General features: G+C 67.2%; 15 protein-coding genes. 12 read left to right on the top strand and 3 right to left on the bottom strand.

Annotated elements, in window-relative coordinates; translation table 11 throughout:
- Nucleotides 1–356 precede the first annotated feature (356 nt).
- Genes DFO50_RS13825 through DFO50_RS13835 form a run of 4 tightly spaced genes read left to right on the top strand, consistent with a single transcriptional unit; the run spans nucleotide 357 to nucleotide 2692 of the window.
- The gene (locus DFO50_RS13825) at nucleotides 357–1493 is read left to right on the top strand and encodes an RNA ligase RtcB family protein (RefSeq protein WP_112692742.1); all 1137 of its coding nucleotides are present in this window, start codon (nucleotides 357–359) and stop codon (nucleotides 1491–1493) included.
- Complete coding sequence (locus DFO50_RS19950; RefSeq protein ID WP_308418257.1) at nucleotides 1493–1702, top strand: hypothetical protein; 210 nt, start codon at nucleotides 1493–1495, stop codon at nucleotides 1700–1702. The genes DFO50_RS13825 and DFO50_RS19950 overlap by 1 nt, the downstream gene beginning before the upstream one ends.
- A gap of 9 nt (nucleotides 1703–1711) precedes the next feature.
- Nucleotides 1712–2113 (top strand): peptide chain release factor H, encoded by a 402-nt coding sequence (gene prfH, locus DFO50_RS19955; RefSeq protein WP_308418258.1) that lies wholly within the window; start codon nucleotides 1712–1714, stop codon nucleotides 2111–2113.
- A 42-nt stretch (nucleotides 2114–2155) separates the two neighbouring features.
- On the top strand, nucleotides 2156–2692 hold the full coding sequence (locus DFO50_RS13835) for a flavin reductase family protein (RefSeq protein ID WP_028500248.1): 537 nt from the start codon (nucleotides 2156–2158) through the stop codon (nucleotides 2690–2692).
- 5 nt (nucleotides 2693–2697) lie between these two features.
- On the opposite strand, the gene DFO50_RS13840 is transcribed toward DFO50_RS13835, so the two are convergent.
- From DFO50_RS13840 to DFO50_RS13850, 3 genes are read right to left on the bottom strand one after another with little or no spacing between them, the layout of a single operon-like run.
- Entirely contained in the window at nucleotides 2698–3543 is an 846-nt protein-coding gene (locus tag DFO50_RS13840) for a DNA-binding domain-containing protein (protein WP_112692743.1), read from the bottom strand.
- Entirely contained in the window at nucleotides 3540–4409 is an 870-nt protein-coding gene (locus DFO50_RS13845) for a DUF692 domain-containing protein (protein ID WP_112692744.1), read from the bottom strand. Before DFO50_RS13845 ends, DFO50_RS13840 begins: the two co-directional genes overlap by 4 nt.
- Nucleotides 4410–4422: 13 nt before the next feature.
- Entirely contained in the window at nucleotides 4423–6480 is a 2058-nt protein-coding gene (locus DFO50_RS13850; protein WP_112692745.1) for a ferritin-like domain-containing protein, read from the bottom strand.
- Nucleotides 6481–6704: 224 nt separating this feature from the next.
- Here DFO50_RS13850 and DFO50_RS13855 point away from each other — a divergent pair, with 224 nt between their 5' ends.
- The 8 genes from DFO50_RS13855 (at nucleotide 6705) to DFO50_RS13890 (ending at nucleotide 18094) form a co-directional block, all read left to right on the top strand.
- Nucleotides 6705–9566 (top strand): RHS repeat-associated core domain-containing protein, encoded by a 2862-nt coding sequence (locus DFO50_RS13855; RefSeq protein ID WP_112692746.1) that lies wholly within the window; start codon nucleotides 6705–6707, stop codon nucleotides 9564–9566.
- A gap of 189 nt (nucleotides 9567–9755) precedes the next feature.
- Nucleotides 9756–11381 (top strand): methyl-accepting chemotaxis protein, encoded by a 1626-nt coding sequence (locus tag DFO50_RS13860; RefSeq protein WP_028500251.1) that lies wholly within the window; start codon nucleotides 9756–9758, stop codon nucleotides 11379–11381.
- Nucleotides 11382–11392: 11 nt separating this feature from the next.
- Nucleotides 11393–11857 carry a chemotaxis protein CheW gene (locus tag DFO50_RS13865; RefSeq protein ID WP_051529038.1) on the top strand — a complete coding sequence of 155 codons (465 nt, stop codon included), beginning with the start codon at nucleotides 11393–11395 and terminating at the stop codon, nucleotides 11855–11857.
- Nucleotides 11854–13089, top strand: a complete 1236-nt coding sequence (locus DFO50_RS13870) for a protein-glutamate O-methyltransferase CheR (protein ID WP_112692747.1) — start codon at nucleotides 11854–11856, stop codon at nucleotides 13087–13089. The genes DFO50_RS13865 and DFO50_RS13870 overlap by 4 nt, the downstream gene beginning before the upstream one ends.
- Nucleotides 13082–13756, top strand: coding sequence for a chemotaxis protein CheW (locus tag DFO50_RS13875; RefSeq protein WP_112692748.1), 675 nt, complete (start codon nucleotides 13082–13084; stop codon nucleotides 13754–13756). Before DFO50_RS13870 ends, DFO50_RS13875 begins: the two co-directional genes overlap by 8 nt.
- Nucleotides 13756–16020 (top strand): hybrid sensor histidine kinase/response regulator, encoded by a 2265-nt coding sequence (locus tag DFO50_RS13880; protein ID WP_112692749.1) that lies wholly within the window; start codon nucleotides 13756–13758, stop codon nucleotides 16018–16020. Before DFO50_RS13875 ends, DFO50_RS13880 begins: the two co-directional genes overlap by 1 nt.
- On the top strand, nucleotides 16017–17078 hold the full coding sequence (gene cheB / locus DFO50_RS13885; RefSeq protein WP_276527367.1) for a chemotaxis-specific protein-glutamate methyltransferase CheB: 1062 nt from the start codon (nucleotides 16017–16019) through the stop codon (nucleotides 17076–17078). The genes DFO50_RS13880 and cheB overlap by 4 nt, the downstream gene beginning before the upstream one ends.
- Nucleotides 17075–18094, top strand: a complete 1020-nt coding sequence (locus DFO50_RS13890) for a diguanylate cyclase (RefSeq protein WP_051529039.1) — start codon at nucleotides 17075–17077, stop codon at nucleotides 18092–18094. Before cheB ends, DFO50_RS13890 begins: the two co-directional genes overlap by 4 nt.
- The last annotated feature ends 3 nt before the right edge of the window (nucleotides 18095–18097 follow it).

Below are 18097 nucleotides of genomic sequence, written 5' to 3' on the forward strand. Positions count from 1 at the left end.
CCCCGATAATCCCTCTCGTTTCCCACGATATTCAAGTAGAAACCGGGCAACCAGGCCTGATCGCCTGCGGGCTGTCGCGCCGGCCATGCCGCGAGGTGTTTGCGCCTGCAACACCGCCACCAGTGTATTGGCATGGCAACGCCCCCTGTTGCCATGCCAATACACTGGCGTTACCATGCGCCGCTCTGTCCCACTCAACCCGCACTGCAAAGGAGGAAAAATCATGCGCCAACCTTTACCTCTCCGCAGACCCCGCCTGGGTTGATCGAAACACCTCCGCTGCCATTCAGCGTCTTCGCATTGCCCGGGCCCCGGCCTGCCATATCAGTCTTTTTTCTTTCTGATCTGGAATTTTCATGGGCAACTGCATTCAGCATCTGGCCGCCGGCGTCACCCTGATCGCCGCGGACAACACCTGGATCGACGGCGACGCGATCCAGCAACTTCATACCACCCTCACTCTGCCCGGCATGCGCCACGTTGCCGGGATGCCAGACCTCCATCCTGGCCGGGGCTATCCGGTCGGCGCCGCCTTTTTCTCGCTCGGCCGTTTGTACCCGGCCCTGATCGGCGGTGATATCGGCTGCGGCATGGCGCTGTGGACCACCGACCTCGATGCGAGGAAAGTCAGCCTCGACAAGCTGGAAAAACGGCTCGGCAATATCGACACCCCGCTCGACGACGACTGGCAAGCACTGGTGTCCACCCTCGCGCCGCCGGACACCGGGTTCGACCCGGCACTGGGCACGATCGGCGGCGGCAACCATTTCGCCGAGCTGCAACGGCTGGACCACATCTACCAGCCGGCCGCGCTGGAGGCACTGCAGCTCGATGCGCGGCAACTGCTCCTGCTGGTGCACAGCGGCTCGCGCGGGCTTGGCCAGTCCATTCTGCAGCAACAGGTCAGCCAGTTCGGCCATCGCGGCCTGGAGCAGGACAGCCCGGCATGCGCGGACTATCTGGCCCGGCACGCCACCGCCCTGCACTTTGCCGAAGCAAACCGCGAACTGATTGCACGGCGCATGCTGGCACGTCTGCATGCAGACGGCGAACCGGTGCTGGACATCCACCACAACCTGGTAGTGCCGGCGACCCTTGGCGACGAAGCCGGCTGGCTGCACCGCAAGGGCGCCACCCCGTCCAGCGCCGGACCGGTGGTGATCCCGGGTTCGCGCGGGGATTTCAGCTATCTGGTCGCCCCCCGGCCCAGCGAGGACAGTCTGTTCTCGCTGGCACATGGCGCCGGGCGCAAGTGGATGCGCAGCGAGTGCAAGGACCGGCTGGCCCGGCGCTTCACGCCTGCCCAGCTCAGCCGCACCAGACTGGGCAGCCACGTCATCTGCCGCGACAAGCAGTTGATGTACGAGGAAGCGCCCGAGGCCTACAAGCCGATCGACAGCATCATCGACGCGCTGGTTCAGGCCGGACTGGTCACGGTACTGGCGCGCCTGCGCCCGGTACTGACCTACAAGACCCACGGGGAGTGCTGCTGATGATCCTGCTGCAACTCTCTGCCGCGCAGGGACCGGCCGAATGCTGCCTGGCCGTGGCCAGGGCACTGGCCTGCCTGCAACACGAAGCGGCGCAAGCCGGTATCCGCACCGAACAGCTCGAACGCGAGGACGGCGAACAGCCGGGCACGCTGCGCTCGGTCTTGCTGAGCCTGGATGGTGACGGGGAAGACACGCTGGCCAGCCACTAGGAAGGCACGATCCAGTGGATCTGCGCCAGCCCGTGGCGTCCCCGTCATCCGCGCAAGAACTGGTTTATCGGCGTCGCGCGCTGCGAAGCGCCGTCGACGACACTCGCCGACGAAATCCGCTTCGAGGCCACGCGTTCGTCCGGCCCCGGCGGCCAGCATGTCAACAAGACCGAATCCGCCATCCGTGCCACCCACGTCGCGACCGGCATCAGCGTCAAGGTCCAGACCGAACGCAGCCAGCATGCAAACAAGCGACTGGCTATGCTGCTATTGGCGCACAAGCTCGCCTGCCGCGATGAGGAAATGAATGCCGCGCAGCGCGGCCTGCGCCGGCAACTGCATCGGCAGGTCGAGCGCGGCAATCCGCGGCGGGTGTTCAGGGGAGAAGGCTTTGTCCCCCTCTCATCCTGAACCGACGCTCCTGCCACGCGGCCCACTGCCCAGGAGTCCCGCATGTCCAGATCCCCCTTCCCGCTGTCCCGCGTCTATGGCCTGCTCGAACCCGGTCCGGTGCTGCTGCTCAGTACCGCGCACCAGGGCCGGGCCAATGTCATGACCCTGTCGTGGCATACCATGATGGAGTTCGAGCCGCCGCTGGTGGGCTGCGTCGTCAGCGACCGCGACTTCAGCTTTGCCGCGCTGAAAGCCACCCGGCAGTGCGTGCTGAATATCCCGACGGTGGAGCTGGCACAGAAGGTCGTGGACTGCGGCAACTGCTCGGGCCGCGATACCGACAAGTTCGCCACCCTCGGCCTGACGCCGCTGCCGGCGGAGCAGGTCGCCGCACCGCTGGTCGCCGAGTGCTACGCCAGCCTGGAATGCCGGGTGGTCGATACCCGGCTGGTGAACCGCTACGGCTTCTTCGTGCTCGAGGTCGTGCAGGCCTGGCTGGATGCCGACCGCAAGGACCCGCGCACGCTGCACCATCGCGGCTACGGGGCGTTCATGCAGGCCGGGGAAACGATCCAGTTGCCGTCGAAAATGCGGTAAGCCTGTCACCCCGCCAGCCGCAGCAGCCCCAGTTGCTGCGCCAGCGGCAGCCACAGCAGCAGTTCGACGGTCAGCGTCGCCAGCGGCTGCCCGCTGAGCGTGGCCGAACGCTGCAGGGCGGCAGGGCCGTCCAGGCCGTCATTCAGTGCCTGCAGCAGATGGTATTGCCACGGGTCGAGCGGGTGCAGTGCCACCCGCCAGTGCTGACGGGCCACCGCCAGGTAACTGGCGGCCGGCTCGGGGGCCGGCGGGACCGGACCGTCCTGCTGCAGTTGCCGCCAGTACGGCAGCAGCGGCAACGACAGTGCCAGCGGCCGCACGCAGGCCGGCACCGCCAGCAGCGGCAGTTCGCTGCCGGCGGCCAGCGCCAGCATCAGCCCGCCCGCCAGCGGCGCGTGATCGTTCTCGGGACCGGGCGCGCGCAGCGCCTCGGTATAGGCCCGCTCCAGCCGGGCCAGTTCCACCGGCAAGTGCGCGGCAGCGGGCGCCTGCGGCGGCAGGCTGGCGGCGAGGAAGTCGGCAAAGCCGGCGCCGAGGTCGTACATCGAGGGCGAACGTGACGGCTGGCGCGCCAGGTAGGCATGGGCAAAGAACCCGAACAGCGGCGCTTCCAGCACCCGCAGCAACAGCGGATAGTCGGCCTGCAGGCACTCCAGCAGCCGCTGCCAGTAACCATGGTGATACACGCCAAGCCGGTCGCGGATGGCGCCGCGCGGCGGGGCGGCGATCATGTCCTTGCCGGTTGCCGCGCCGCGGGCGGCGGCCAGGGCCAGGCCGTGTTCCAGCCCGCCACTGGCGGTCATGACCGTCAGCAGCCAGTATTGGCTGTCCATCAATGCGCTTCGGCTCATGTCATTGGCACTCCGGCGCCGGGCAGGGTGTGGGGCGCTTCGCGTTGCAACAGCTGCCGTGCCAGATCCAGCTCGGCCAGCAGGGCCGGATACGGCGGAATGTCGGCATCCCATTCCAGCAGCGTGCTGGCGCCACCGCACAGCCGCTGCGCCAGCAGATACAGCTCCCACACCCGCGACGGCACCGGGTGGTCATGGGTGTCGATCAGGATGTCGCCGCAATCGCTGGGCCCGGCCAGATGCATCTGCACGATATGGTCGGCCGGCAACTGGCGGATATAGTGTTCCGGGTCGAAACCGTGGTTGTAGGCCGAGACGTACACATTGTTCACGTCCAGCAGCAGGCCGCAGCCGGTGTCCTGCGCCAGCCGGGCCAGGAATGCCCATTCCGGCACGGTGGATTCGCGAAACTGCAGATAGCTGCTCGGATTCTCCAGCACCAGCGGCCGGCCAAGGAAATCCTGCACCGCCACCACCCGCTGCCGGACATGGCGGTAGCTTTCCTCGGTCAGTGGCAGCGGCAGCAGGTCGTGCGAATTGACCGACGCCACGCCGGTCCAGCACAGATGATCGGAAATCCATGCCGGGCGGATGTCGTCGGCCAGCTGGCGCAGCTGCGCCAGATAGCCCCGGTTCAGCGGGTCGCTGCTGCCGATCGACAGCGAGACGCCATGCATCACCACCGGTCGCGTCTCCCGCAGCCGGTCCAGCACATGACGGGCATAGCCGTGGTGGTTGATGAAGTTCTCGCTGATGACCTCGAACCAGTCCGCTCCGGCGCCGTGCTGCATGATGTGCGACAGATGCACATTGCGCAGACCGACGCCGAAGCCGAGATGGGGCAGGCCAAGCCGGGGCTGGGTCATGCGGGGCTCCCGGTCAGGTCGACGGCGGCAGGGCCAGACGCAGGTCGGTCGGTGCCGGCGGCTCGCCGGCGGTCTTCCCGCGCTGTGCCATGACTTCGCCATAGGCCTGCCAGGCCTTGTCGTACACCGATTCGCCAACGGCGAAATCGAGCGGTTCGCCAAACGGTTCGCTCTGGTACGGCGGGCCGGCGAAGTCGTACAACTGCATCTGGCCGTCCCTGGGGAACATCTGCGAGGCCGAGATCGGCACCGCACAGCCACCGAAGCTCTTGCACTTGTTGTCGCCGGGCGCGCTGTACAGATCGGCATCCGGCGACGGGCCGCCACACAGCACCTGCGCGCCCTTGTCCACGGTCGGCGAGCGCCCGCACATTGCCTGCGCCGCCTGCTCGGTGGCCGGCGCACGGTGTGCCAGCGCCGAACAGGAATGGCCTCCCCCACTGTCGCTGTCGCACTGTACGAAGCCACAGCCGCCTTCCGCCCGGCAGCTGTTGGAGCCACGACAGGTATGGTAGATCTCGATGGCGGCACAGCTGTCGCCGCTACTGCCGTCCAGGCTCATGCCCTGACAGGCGTGATACAGCGTGCCCGGATCGCGCTGGCCGATATCCAGCGACAGGTCCGGCGCCATGCCGAACACGGCCCAGCACAGCGAGATGCGGTCGCCGGAGCCGACCATGGATGGATACGGGAAATCCATGCCCGGATGTTGCCAGTAGTCGTTCAGCACCGTGGTGATGCCGGCGATGGCGCCAACCGAAACCTTGCTCAGCACCGGCCACATCGTGGTCTGGTCCTGCTTCAGCCGGTTCAGTGCACCGGCCACCGCATCCGGCGCCGGGATATTGGCCGGCGCGGTGGCCGGGTTGTAGTCGGCGTTGGTCAGCAGACTGGCACTCCAGCTATTGCCGCGCTGGTGCCACTGTTCCCAGGTTTCAACGCCGGGCAGCAGCAGCGCCAGTGCGGTAAAGCGTTCGAAGTGGGTCAGCGCCGAGCTGTCGTGCCGCGCATGGGCGTCGGCGGACGGTGCCGGGTCGCCGCTGCCGGTATAGGACGGGTAGTCGACTTTCAGCGCGGCGAAGTCCTCGCGATACTTGCCCTGCACCACCTGCAACTGCAGGCCGCGACGATAGCGGGCAATGCCGATATCGCTGCCTTCACCCTGGTCGGTGATGGCGCTCATCATGTCGATGGCCTTGTTGAACGAGGTATCGACGCCCAGCCCGTCTTCGGCGGTGAATCGGGTGTCGAAATGCGGGAACTCCATCATCGGATGGCCGGAGCCCTGGGCGTGGCTGTTGAACATGTCCTGCTGCACCGAATCGGCCCGGAACAGTTTCTGCCACAAGGTTTCGCCGTCCTGGTATTCGATGCTGATGTACTGGGCCAGGCATTCGTACATCCAGCCGATGGTGCCGAACATCGGCAGGTCATTGACGCCCTTGTCCGCCGTCCAGCCACTGAACGGCACGGTCGGGAAGTATTTTTCCTGTACCGACGGCGGCTGTCTGGCCAGTTCGGCGCGGGCATCGGCCTCCGGCTGTTCGATGGCGCGGAACAGTGCGATCTGGTTGTCGTTCAGCGCTTCCAGGTTCACGCGGACATGGCGGTAGGTGTCGGTGTCTTTCAGGTCGATGATGTGCGGCAACACCGAGTGCTGCGGTCCGTAGCAGCGCCAGCCGAGGCCGGTCTTGTCGACCAGCGCCGCCGGGGTGAAGTCCGGCTGCTCGCCGATGGCGTTGGCCAGGTTGGCGGCCATCTGCAGGTGCAGCATTTCCTGGATGAACACGCTGAAGATCAGGTTGAACGCGCGCTGGTTGTCGGTGGCCGGCCTGGCGCTGGCTGACGCCCCCGGCCATTGCCGGCCCTGGTAGTAGTCCAGCTGCTTGCTGTTGATCTGGTGCGTGCCCTGGATCGAGTACAGCGTGGTCATGTACAGCGGAATGGTGAACAGCTCGACACTGACCGCTGCCTGCACGATGGCGCGCACGGCGGACGTGTCGCTGGCCAGACAGTCCAGGCTGCGATCGTCGACCAGGGTAATGCTGTTGCCGAGGACAGGAATTTCCATTGTCATTCTCCGAAGGAGGATTCGATGAGATCGGGTTATTCCGCAATGCGTTTTATGACAATAGATTTAAAATGAATTTAGTAAAGCTTGTTTTTTCTCACGGCCCCGGCCGCCTGACGGCAGCGCGTGCCGTCAGGCGACGATCGGCACCGGTGCAGGCAGGTACGTGGTCTAGAGTGACAATCACAGGATGCACTTCCCGCTCCCCCTGATTACCTGATGCCATGCCAACCCAAGCCGACCCCGCCACTGCCCGGCGCTGCCAGGGCACCCCCACGGTCACCGTTGTCGATGCACGCGGGCTGCCGGTGCGCACGATCCGCTACAACCGCACGCTGGATACCGACCTGCCGGATGAGTGCATCACCCGGCAAACCTTCACGCCGCCGGGCTGGCAGGCAACCCGTCTCGACGCCAGGCTGGGCGACGCCTGGCAGGCTGATCCGGCAACGCCGCCCAATTTCCGCTATGCGTGCTCACTGTCCGGCCGCGTGCTGCAGGTCTGCAGCCAGGATGCCGGCGACCTGCACGCGCTGTACGACATCGAGGGCGGCGTCCGGCTGCACCAGCATGGCAGCCGACGACTCGAGCAGGCGTTCGACCTTCTGCACCGACGGGTCACGATTCGTGAAAGCACTGATGGTATCGACCGGATCAGCGAGCGCCTGCGCTACGCCGACCGCGATGCCCCGGCCGGCAGCAATTTGCATGGCCGGGTCTGGCAGCAGTACACGCCGGCCGGCATGATACAGATGCCAGCCTACGGTCTGACCGGCCAGCCGCTGCTCAGCCGGCAGCAGTTCCTGCTCGACGCGGTAGTGGACAGCGACTGGTCCGGCAGCGATCCGGCAACCCTGGGATCCGCGCTGGCGGAAGAGATCTACACGACGCGCTGGAGCTGGAATCCGCTGTCCCAGCAGAGGCAGAGCATCGATGCGGCGGGCAACCGGTTGCAGCAGGACTATGACATCTCGGGCCGACCGGCCGCCAGTGCATTGCGGCTCCCCGGTGCAAGCACCGCGCAAGCCGTTTTGTCCGCCATCGACTATACCGCTGCCGGTCAGGTCCGTTCCGAGACGGCCGGCAACGGCGTCGTCACCGAGTACAGCTACGAGCCGCAGACCCGGCGGCTTGCGGCGCTGGTCTGCCACCGGCCGGCACGGTCGGGGCGCCGCGCCACACTGCAGGCACTGACGTACGGCTACGACCCGGTTGGCAATCTGCTCTCGCTCTCGGATGCCAGCCAGCCCACCCGGTTCTCCGCCAACCGTCGCATCAGCCCCGACAGCCAGTATGAATACGACGCCCTGTACCAGCTTCATCAGGCTGTCGGCCGGGAAAATGCCACGGCCAGCCAGCAGACTTCGGCATTGACATCCCCGATCGTACCGCTGTGCACCGACGACAGTCTGCTCAGTGGCTACACCCGGACCCATGACTATGATCGCGGCGGCAACCTGACCGCGATCCACCATAACGGCGCCAGCGCCTATACGCTGGCAATGATCGTGGCGCAAACCTCGAACCGCGCCGTCCGCCAGACCGGCGACCTGACGCCCGCAGACATCGACGGCCTTTTCGATGCGTGTGGAAACCTGCTGCAGCTGCAGCCGGGCCAGCCGCTGGCCTGGAATACCCGCAACCAGTTGCAGCGCTGCACGCAGGTGTCCCGTGACGGCGCCAGCGACAATTACGAAAACTACCGGTACGACAGCCAGGGACGGCGGGCGGCAAAGCAGACCGTCACCCTGACCGGCGGGACGATCCGCCGCAGCCGGGTTCTCTATCTGCCCGGGCTCCAGCTCCGCCAGACGCGGCAAACCGTGGACGGTGTCGACACCCTGGTCGAAAGCCTGCAGCTGGTGCAGCTGGGCAATACCGGTCGCCAGTCGGTGCGCCTGCTGCACTGGGATACGGGATGCCCTGCCGGTCTCGCCAACGACCAGTGGCGCTACAGCCTCGACAACCAGACCGGTTCCTCCATGATCGAGCTGGACCGGCAGGCCGACATCGTCACCCGCGAGGAATACTATCCCTATGGCGGTACGGCAGTCTGGTCGGTCCGCAGCACCGTCGAGGCCGATTACAAATACCTTCGCTACTCGGGACAGGAACGCGATGCCAGCGGCCTGTACGACTACGGTTTCCGCTACTACGCCCCGTGGCTGGGCCGCTGGCTGAATCCGGATCCGGCCGGCACGGTGAACGGACTGAACCTGTACTGCATGGTGGGAAACAATCCGGTCGTCAACCGTGACGTGAATGGTCTGGTATTCGGCAAGGTGCTGGACAGGATCAAAAAGGGCGCGCTCCCGGCAGTGCCGGTTCCGGGCCATACCGTCAACACCACTTCGCTGGCGTTCCGGGACAGGAGGGAGAGCGTGGCCGGCCCCGGTCCCGGCAGCAATGCAGCAGTGGCAGGCAATCGCTTCCACCGGTTTCTGAATCTGCTGCAACAGGAAGGGGCGGCTCCGCCGGCAGCAGCGGACGTACAGCAACAGGCGCTGGCCAGCTATGCCAGCAAGCACGTCAACTTCGAACATTTCGTCCCGAAGATGGAGGAAAAATACGGTCTGCAACTGATCACCAACAGCGGAGGTGGCGACTGTCTGCTGCATGCACTGGAGGGGCGGAACCTCGGGTTCGAGGAACGCATCGAGCTGCGGGACCAGATCGCACAGTCCGCCGCTACCCTGCTCCCTGGCGGGCGGGTCTCCGGTGACGAAATCGCCATGACGCTGATGCAGTCGCTGCCCGGCAACGATCTCACGGCCCTCGCCCTGATGGAAGGCCGCCACCAGGTATCGTCCGACACGCTGCAGGCAATGATCAAGACCCCGGGCATGTACGGCGGCGACATCGAGATCCAGGCCTACACCGCCCTTCCCCATACGCCGGACGCCGTCCATGTGCTGACAGCAGAAGGCAGCGACCGGATTGAAATCCGCCGGCATACTCCCGCCGACCGCCTGACGATCTTCAGGGGCCCCCGGACAGAAGCGATGCCGTTCGTCTCCTTGCTGCTGGAGCAGCCGGATATTCCGGTGATCCATCTGGCCGGTTCACACTGGCAGCGAGCGATCTAGGCGCTCCCGTATCCCCCCGCTTTTCCGGCAACCTCTGCCGCCACCGCAATCACTAATGGTTAATCTTCTACCCAGAGAGTTCAACCATGAAATAATTGCCAGGGTCACCGTCATCCTTGACGCCCGGATCCGAACAATTCGAGAGGCGCGTCCCTCGGTGGGGACCGCCTCCAGCGGGGATACCCACCTATGAAGAACCTGAGCATCCGCCACCGGATCCTCGGCAGTTTTGCCATCATTCTGGCCCTGATGACCCTGATGGCCGGCATTGCCTACTACCAGCTGGCCAGGATCGACCGCGCCGCCTACAGCGTCGAGCACGACACCACGCCGGGGCTGTACTACAGCACCATGATCCGCGGCAACATGACCGAGGACTTCATGCTGACCCAGCGGATCGCACTGGTCGACCGCAATGCGGCCGAGCGCCGTCCCGATCTGGACAAGATGCGCGACAACGCCGCGCGGCTCAATACGCTGATCAAGGGCTACCAGGCCTCGGCCAGCCGCGACAGCGACCAGCGCAAGTTCGCCGCATTCGAACTGTCGCGGGCGCGCTACCATGCCCTGCAGCGCCAGCTGTTCGACGGTCTGGAGCAGCAGGACCGGCATGCCACCGGGCAGCGCTTCGCCGCCTTCCGCGCCGAGCGCGAGCACAATTACGCGCTGATCCAGGACATCGTCAACGAGAACCGCCGCTATCTTGACCGCTCCGCCACCAATATCAGCGATGCCGTGACCACCTCGCGCATCAGCATGCTGATCACCCTGCTGATCGCGCTGGGCGCCGCCGTGGCCTGTGGCCTGCACCTGTTCCGCTCGCTGACCGTGCCGATGACCCGCGTGGTCGGAGTGCTGGACGAAATGCGTACCGGCGACCTGACCCAGCGGCTGAGGCTGGAGCGCCACGACGAGTTCGGCACACTGGAAACCGGCTTCAACCGGATGTCGGACGAGCTGACTGCGCTGGTCGCCCAGGCGCAGTCGACCGCGCTGCAGGTCTCGACGTCAGTGACCGAGATTGCGGCCACCGCCCGGCAGCAGCAGGCGACCGCGACCGAAACTGCCGCGACCACGGCCGAGATCGGCGCCACCTCGCGCGAGATCGTCGCCACCACCCGCGACCTGATGCACACCATGAACGAGGTCTCGACCGTGTCCGAGCAGGCGGCCGCGCTGGCCGGCAGCGGCCAGGAGGGGCTGAGCCGGATGGAAGCCACCATGCAGCAGGTGATGAACGCCGCCGGATCGGTCAACGGCAAGCTGTCCATCCTCAGCGAGAAGGCCGGCAATATCAACCAGGTCGTGACCACCATTACCAAGGTCGCTGACCAGACCAATCTGCTGTCGCTGAATGCCGCCATCGAGGCGGAAAAGGCCGGCGAATACGGCAAGGGCTTCTCGGTGGTGGCATCGGAGATCCGCCGCCTGGCCGACCAGACCGCCGTCGCCACCTACGACATCGAGCTGATGGTGCGCGAGATCCTGTCTTCGGTGTCCGCCGGCGTAATGGGCATGGACAAGTTCACCGAGGAAGTGCGCCGCGGCATCACCGATATCGAGCGCATCGGCTACCAGCTGTCGCAGATCATCCAGCAGGTCCAGGCGCTGGCGCCGGGCTTCCAGCAGGTCAACGAGGGCATGCAGGCGCAGATGACCGGCGCCGAGCAGATCAATCAGGCCCTCGGCCAGCTGTCCGAAGCCGCCCAGCAGACGGTGGAATCGCTGCGCCAGTCCAGCCAGGCCATCGAGGACCTGAATCTGGTGTCGAACGGCCTGCGTCATGGCGTGTCGCGCTTCAAGGTCCAGGCCTGAGTCCGGACAGCATGCTGTTCCTGCTGTTCCACCTCGACGATGCGCGCTATGCGCTGCCCGCCAGCCGGCTGGCCGTGGTGCTGCCACGCGTGCAGACCCGGGCGTTGCCGGCCACGCCGCCCTGGGTCAGCGGCGTGTTCATGCATGACGGGCAGGCGGTGCCGGTCATCGATTTCTGCCGGCTGGTGCTCGACCGGCCGGCGCGCGCGCGGCTGAGCACGCGCACCGCCCTGGTCCACTACCCGCTCGGCAATGGCGACAGCCGCCTGCTCGGGCTGGTGCTGGAGCAGGCCACCGACACCCTGCGCTGCGATCCGGCCGCCTTTGTCGCCACCGGCGTGGATACCGGCGACACGCGCTACCCCGGCCCGGTATGCCATGACCGGCACGGGCTGATCCAGCGGGTCGACATCGACGAACTGCTGCCACCGCCGGTGCGCGCGCTGCTGTTTCCGACCGCCAGGGCTGGTGCATGACCGTCTCCCGCTATTTCATCGACTTTCTGAACGCGGAGATCGGGCTTGATGTCGACTCGATCGGCATCATGCATGTCGAGCGTGCCATCGACGAGCGCCTGCGCGCCACCCGGTCGCCGCATGCTGCCGCCTACCAGGCGCTGCTGCAGACCGACGCGGGCGAGCGTCAGGCGCTGATCGAGGCGGTAGTGGTGGGCGAAACCTGGTTCTTCCGCGACCGCGAAGCCTTCCACACCGCCGCCAGACTGGCACGGCAGCAGTTTGCCGGCTCCCCGCTGCGCCTGCTGAGCCTGCCCTGCTCGACCGGCGAGGAGCCATACTCGCTGGCGATGGCGCTGCTCGATGCCGGCATGCCGCCGGACAGCTTCCATATCGACGCCATCGACATTAGCGCCGAGGCCATCGCCGCCGCCGGGCGCGGCATCTATGGCAGCAATGCGTTTCGCGGCCGGCAGCTCGATTTCCGTGCCCGCCACTTTACCGCCGTCGCCGGCGGCCAGCGGCTGAATGACCCGGTGCGGGCCCGGGTGCGCTTTCGCCAGGGCAATCTGTTCGATCCGGCCCTGCTGGCCGGCGAAGCCCCGTACGACCTCGTGTTCTGTCGCAATGTCCTGATCTATTTCGATCGCGATGCCCAGCAACGGGCCATCTCGACCCTGTGCGCCCGGCTGGCACCGCATGGCCTGCTGTTCGTCGGCCCGGCCGAAAGCGGACTGCTGGTGCGTGCGCAGCTGCGCCCGGCCGGCATCCCGCTGGCCTTTGCCTTCCACCCGCCGGCCACGGACGAGCCGGCCCCGCGCCGGATGCCCCGCCCCGCCCCCCTGCGGTCGCTGCGCCTGCCGCCAGCAACACCGGCGCCGCCCGCCACGCCGCCGCGCATCGCGTTTGCGACGCCGCCGGCCGCCCCGCCGGCGACCGTGGCCGACAGCCTGGACCACGCACGACGGCTGGCCGATGGCGGTCACTTCGACCAGGCCTCGGCCGTCTGCGAACGCCTGATCGACCGCGAGGGGCCCAGCGCGGACCTGCTGTTCCTGCTCGCGCTGATTGCCGATGCCAGCGGCCGGCCGGACGAAGCCCACGCCTGCTACCGCAAGACCCTGTACCTGGACCCCGCCCATGAACAGGCGCTGCTGCATCTGGCCTCGCTGCTGGACAGCCGCGGCGATGCGACCGGCGCCCGCCGGCTGGCGGAACGGGCGCACCGTGCAAGGGGGACCCACGATGTCTGAAGCATTTACCGATGCCGCCATCGACCAGATCGACGACTGCTGGAACCGGACCGGCATTCGCGGCGATGGCTCCTGCCCGTCGCTGATCCGCTACATCCATTGCAGCCGCTGTCCGGCCCATGCGCTGGCAGCCCGGCAGATTCTCGACCGGCTCAGCGTCGACAGCGTCATGGCGGCGGATACCCCGGCACCGGCCGATGACGACAGCGGCCCGCGCCATTCGACCCTGGTGTTCCGTCTCGGCGAGGAATGGCTGGGCTTGCCGACCCGGCTGCTGCGCGAGATCGCCGACAGCAGCCGCATCCACTCCCTGCCGCACCGCCGCACCGACGGCACGCTCGGCGTGGTCAATATCCGCGGCAGCCTGGTGGTCTGCGTCAGCCTGGCCAGCCTGCTCGGCCTGCCGGCCACACCGGCGGCCGTGACCGGCCAGCGCGCCCGGCCACGGCTGCTGGTGGTCGGGCGCCAGGGGGCGCCAGTGGCGTTCCCGGTCGATGACGTGCATGGCATCGAGCGCTTCGCCGACGCCACCCTCACGCCGCCACCGGCCACGGTGGCCGGCCATGGCAATCATTTTTCCACCCGGGTCGCCCGCTGGCGCGACCACGGTGTCGGTCTGCTCGATGAAGCGCGACTGATGGCCGCCCTGAACCGGAACCTTGCCTGATGGCCGACGATCTGAGCCAGTTGCCGCTTATCGACCTGTTTCGCCAGGAACTGGAAGTCCAGGCCCAGGTGCTCAATGACGGCCTGCTGGAGCTGGAACGCCAGCCCGCCGCCGCCAGACCGCTGGAAGCGTGCATGCGCGCCGCGCACTCGATCAAGGGTGCGGCGCGCATCGTCGGTCTCGAGCCGGCGGTGGACATTGCCCATGTGCTGGAAGATGCCTTCGTCGCCGCACAGCATGGCCAGCTGGCGCTGGACAGCGGTCAGATCGACCTGCTGCTGCGCGCCGTCGACCTGCTGTCGCATATCGCCGACCCGGCGCCACAGGCCCCCGCCGCGCCGGAACTCGCGGCCATGCTCGAGGCGCTGACGACCCTGACCGCCACCGGGCAGGCCGCGCCGCCACCGGCGGCCGGCAAACCGCCACCGGCACCGGCACCGGCACCGGCACCGGCACCGATTGTCGAACCGGAGGCCGACGCTCCGCCCGGCGGCGACGCCGATACGACCAGCGGCGACCGCTCGCTGCGCGTCAGTGCGGAAACCCTCGACCGGCTGCTCGGTCTGGCCAGCGAGGCCATGGTGTCGTCGCTCAGCCTCAAGCCGTTCGCCGACGCGCTGCTGCGGGTCAAACGGCTGCAGTATGCGGCCGGTCAGGCGCTGGAGGTGCTGCACGAAGCCGCCACCGTGCCCGGACGCCAGGTCGATGAGCACCAGGCCACCGCGCTGACCGACGCGCGCACACTGCTGGCCGAATGCCAGCGCCTGCTGTCGGAACGGCTTGGCGAGCTCGACCGGTTCGACCGCCACTCCGGCAATCTGGCCCGCAGCCTGTATGACGAAGCGCTCGCCTGCCGCATGCGCCCGTTCGCTGACGGGGTCAGCGCCTATCCCCGCCTGGTACGCGACCTCGGCCGCTCGCTCGGCAAGCAGGTGCGGCTGCAACTGCTCGGCCAGCAGACCCGGGTCGACCGCAACATCCTCAGCCAGCTCGACGCGCCGCTCGGCCACCTGCTGCGCAATGCGCTCGACCATGGCATCGAAGCCCCGGCCGTGCGGCTGCAGGCCGGCAAGCCGGCGGAAGGCACGCTGACGCTGGAAGCCCGCCACAGTGCCGGCGTGCTGCTGATCCAGCTCAGCGACGACGGCGCCGGCATCGACCTCGATGCCCTGCGCGCCCAGATCCTCCGCCGGGGTCTGGCCAGCGCCGCCACCATCGAACTGCTGAGCACGACCGAACTGCTCGACTTTCTGCTGCTGCCCGGCTTCAGCATGCGCGATGTGGTGACCGACATTTCCGGCCGCGGCGTCGGCCTGGATGTGGTCCATACCATGGTCAAGTCGGTGCGCGGCACCTTGCGCATCACCAGCGAACAGGGCAAGGGTACCCGCTTCACCCTGCAGCTGCCGCTGACGCTGTCGACCGTGCGCAGCCTGCTGGTCGATATCGGCGGCGAGCCATACGCATTCCCGCTGGCCCACGTCGAACGCACGCTGTCGTGGCCACGGACCCAGATCGAGCAGCTGGAGGGGCAGCCCTGCCTGAATCTGGACGGTGTCCGCATCGGTCTGGCCGACGCCGCCCAGATCCTGCAGCTGCCGGCAGTGGAGTCGTCGGCCGACGAGGTGGCGGTGGTGGTCATCGGCGAACCGCCGCAGCAGTACGGGCTGGTGGTCGACCGCTTTCTGTCCGAAGGCATGCTGGTGGTACACCCGCTCGACGCCCGGCTCGGCAAGATCCCCGATATCGCCGCCGGCGCGCTGATGGATGACGGTTCGCCGGTGCTGGTGGTCGACGTCAAGGATCTGCTGCGCTCGATCGAGAAACGTGTGGCCGCCGGCCAGCTCGACGCGATCCGCCCCGGCCAGGCCAGTGCGGCGCAGGCGCGGCGCAAGCGCGTACTGGTGGTCGACGATTCGCTGACCGTGCGCGAACTGCAGCGCAAGCTGCTGACCGGCAACGGCTACGAGGTCGCGATCGCGGTCGATGGCATGGACGGCTGGAACGCCATCCGCACCGAGCCGTTCGACCTGCTGATCACCGATATCGACATGCCGCGCATGGACGGCATCGAACTGGTCGGTCTGGTTCGCCAGAGCGCGGCGCTGAAATCGCTGCCGGTCATGATCCTGTCTTACAAGGATCGGGAAGAGGACCGCATGCGCGGACTCGACGCCGGCGCCGACTACTATCTGGCCAAGGGCAGCTTCCATGACAATACCCTGCTTGACGCGGTGCGCGACCTGATCGGAGCGGCACAATGATGAATATCGGCATCGTCAACGACATGCCGCTCGCAGTGGAAGCGCTGCGGCGTGCGATCCTGCTGCGGCCGGCGTGGCGCGTCTGCTGGGTGGCGGGCAATGGTGAAGAAGCGGTCGCCATGTGTGCCTGGCAGACACCGAACCTGATCCTGATGGATCTGGTCATGCCCGGTCTCGACGGTGTCGAGGCCACCCGCCGCATCATGGCGCGCACGCCGTGCCCGATCCTGATCGTGACCGCCGACATTGGCGAAAATGCCGGCCGGGTCTACGAAGCGCTCGGCGGCGGCGCGCTGGACGTGATCGCCACGCCCACGCTGGCCGGCGGGGATCTGCCGCGCCTGGCCGCACCGTTGCTGGACAAGATCGAGCTGCTGTCGCGACGGCTGGTGATGCCGATCGCCCCGGCGCCGGCCCCGGCCCCGGTTGCCGGTACGGCACGGGCCGGAGGCGGCTGTCAGTCGGCGCTGGTGGCGATCGGCGCCTCCGCCGGCGGGCCGGCGGCAGTGGCCGAGGTGCTGCGTGCGCTGCCGGCCGACTTTCCCGCCGCCGTGGTAATCATCCAGCATATCGACGCGGCATTCTCCGCCGGCATGGCGTACTGGCTCGACGAACAATCACCGCTGGAAGTCCGGCTGGCCGGAGAAGGCGCTGCCCTGCTGCCGGGCCGGGTATGGATCGCCGATGGCCGCGCCAACCTGACGCTCGGCGCCGACGGCCTGCTGCACTATGCGCGCACGCCGGGCACTACCGCCTATCAGCCATCGGTGGATGTCTTTTTCCACAGCGTGGCGCAACATTGGCGGCGTGGCGCCATCGGCGTCTTGCTGTCGGGCATGGGCAACGACGGCGCGGCCGGACTCAAGGCGCTGCTCGACCGGGGCTTCCCGACCATTGCCCAGGACCGCGCCACCTGCGCGGTCTATGGCATGCCGAAGGCGGCAGCGGCACTTGGCGCGGCAGCCAGCGTGCTGCCGGTTCACCAGATCGCGCCGGCGCTGCGTGCCGCCTGCGCACCCCGGGGCCGCGGCCCCACCCTCGAGGATGTGAGTAAATGACTGACCTGCTGTACCCCCTGGATACCCCGCCACAGGCCCAGGACAACGACCCGATCATGGTGCTGCTGATAGACGATCAGGCGATGGTGGGCGAAGCCATCCGGCGCATGCTGGTCAACATCCCGAACATCGACTTCCACTATTGCTCGAACGCCGAACAGGCGCTGCAGGCCGCCCGGCTGACCCAGCCGACCGTGATCCTGCAGGATCTGGTCATGCCGGACGTGGACGGGCTGATGCTGCTGCAACAGTTCCGCAGCCTGACGCAGACGCGTGATGTGCCGATCATCGTGCTGTCGTCGCGCGACGACCCGAAAGTGAAGAGCGCCGCATTCTCGCTGGGAGCCAACGACTATCTGGTCAAGCTGCCGGACAGCATCGAACTGATTGCGCGCATCCGCTATCACTCGCGTTCCTACCTGCACCGGCTGCAGCGCGACGAGGCCTATCGCGCGCTGCGCGAAAGCCAGCAGAAGCTGCTGGAAGTGAATCTGGAACTGCAGCAGATGACCCATTCCGACGGCCTGACCGGGCTGGCCAACCGTCGTTATCTGGATGAATACCTGTATACCGAATGGCAGCGCGCCACCCGCGACCAGCAGCCGTTCTCGCTGCTGATGATGGATATCGACGCGTTCAAGCAGTACAACGACACCTACGGTCACCTGGCCGGCGATGAAGCGCTGCGCCAGGTCGCCGCCACCATTCGCGCCGGCGCCACGCGCGCCACCGATCTGGCGGCCCGCTTCGGCGGCGAGGAATTCGCCCTGGTGCTGCCGGCAACCTCGCCGGGCGGCGCGCGGCTGATCGCCGAGAAAATCCGCCTCGATGTCGAGCGCATGGCCATCCCGCACTGTGCGTCACCGACCACCGGCAGCCTGACGCTCAGCATCGGCGTCGCCACACTGGTGCCGCAGCGCGACCAGCCGGTCGATCTGGTGGTCGAACTCGGCGATCAGGCGCTGTATCAGGCCAAGCACGAGGGCCGGAACCGGGTAGTCGGCATGGGCGAATAGGCG

The organism is Microvirgula sp. AG722, from assembly GCF_003269145.1.
Taxonomy (GTDB): domain Bacteria; phylum Pseudomonadota; class Gammaproteobacteria; order Burkholderiales; family Aquaspirillaceae; genus Microvirgula; species Microvirgula aerodenitrificans.

Bases quoted from the DNA above. Each gene is read 5' to 3' on its own strand.
- DFO50_RS13825 (WP_112692742.1), top strand. From the start codon at position 357: ATGGGCAACTGCATTCAGCATCTGGCCGCCGGCGTCACCCTGATCGCC.
- DFO50_RS19950 (WP_308418257.1), top strand. From the start codon at position 1,493: ATGATCCTGCTGCAACTCTCTGCCGCGCAGGGACCGGCCGAATGCTGC.
- DFO50_RS13835 (WP_028500248.1), top strand. From the start codon at position 2,156: ATGTCCAGATCCCCCTTCCCGCTGTCCCGCGTCTATGGCCTGCTCGAA.
- DFO50_RS13840 (WP_112692743.1), bottom strand. From the start codon at position 3,543: ATGAGCCGAAGCGCATTGATGGACAGCCAATACTGGCTGCTGACGGTC.
- DFO50_RS13845 (WP_112692744.1), bottom strand. From the start codon at position 4,409: ATGACCCAGCCCCGGCTTGGCCTGCCCCATCTCGGCTTCGGCGTCGGT.
- DFO50_RS13850 (WP_112692745.1), bottom strand. From the start codon at position 6,480: ATGGAAATTCCTGTCCTCGGCAACAGCATTACCCTGGTCGACGATCGC.
- DFO50_RS13855 (WP_112692746.1), top strand. From the start codon at position 6,705: ATGCCAACCCAAGCCGACCCCGCCACTGCCCGGCGCTGCCAGGGCACC.
- DFO50_RS13860 (WP_028500251.1), top strand. From the start codon at position 9,756: ATGAAGAACCTGAGCATCCGCCACCGGATCCTCGGCAGTTTTGCCATC.
- DFO50_RS13865 (WP_051529038.1), top strand. From the start codon at position 11,393: ATGCTGTTCCTGCTGTTCCACCTCGACGATGCGCGCTATGCGCTGCCC.
- DFO50_RS13870 (WP_112692747.1), top strand. From the start codon at position 11,854: ATGACCGTCTCCCGCTATTTCATCGACTTTCTGAACGCGGAGATCGGG.
- DFO50_RS13875 (WP_112692748.1), top strand. From the start codon at position 13,082: ATGTCTGAAGCATTTACCGATGCCGCCATCGACCAGATCGACGACTGC.
- DFO50_RS13880 (WP_112692749.1), top strand. From the start codon at position 13,756: ATGGCCGACGATCTGAGCCAGTTGCCGCTTATCGACCTGTTTCGCCAG.
- cheB (WP_276527367.1), top strand. From the start codon at position 16,017: ATGATGAATATCGGCATCGTCAACGACATGCCGCTCGCAGTGGAAGCG.
- DFO50_RS13890 (WP_051529039.1), top strand. From the start codon at position 17,075: ATGACTGACCTGCTGTACCCCCTGGATACCCCGCCACAGGCCCAGGAC.